Origin of the sequence: Paraburkholderia sediminicola, assembly GCF_046026895.1 — a bacterium.
Lineage (GTDB): Bacteria > Pseudomonadota > Gammaproteobacteria > Burkholderiales > Burkholderiaceae > Paraburkholderia > Paraburkholderia sediminicola_C.
Window position 1 is genome coordinate 1 of record NZ_JAQQEU010000284.1, and the last position, 502, is coordinate 502.

At 63.5% G+C, this 502-nt stretch carries 1 protein-coding gene; it reads right to left on the reverse strand.

Annotation, left to right across the window (positions count from 1 at the left end):
* On the reverse strand, window positions 1–502 hold a 502-nt coding region (pstS, locus tag PQR02_RS40780), incomplete at both ends, for a phosphate ABC transporter substrate-binding protein PstS (protein WP_408243447.1).

Here is a 502-nt window from a genome sequence, read left to right on the forward strand (position 1 = left end):
CAGCACGAACGTTGCGCCGACGATCGGCCATGCGTTCTTGCCCGGCTCGTTCGTCAGGATCTGGTAGAACGACTTCGACCAGTCCGCGCCCGCTGCCGCTGCCTTGAAGGTGTCCGTCTTCGGCTCGACCACTGCGCCCGACGAGTTCTTCAGCGCGACGTACGTCATGTGGTTCTGCTTCGCGTAAGCCCACTCTACGTAGCCGATCGCGCCCGGCAGACGTTGCACGAACGCCGCCACGCCGTCGTTGCCCTTGCCGCCCGTGCCGGTCGGCCAGTTGACCGTCGAACCTTCACCGACCTTCGACTTCCAGACCGCGTTGACCTTCGACAGGTAGTTCGTCCAGATGAAGCTGGTGCCCGAACCGTCGGCGCGGCGCACCACGGCGATATCGGTATCCGGCAGCTTGATCTTCGGGTTCAGCGCGACGATCGCCGGGTCATTCCACTTCTTGATCTTGCCCAGGTAGATGTCGCCCAGCACTTCGCCCGACAGCGTCAGT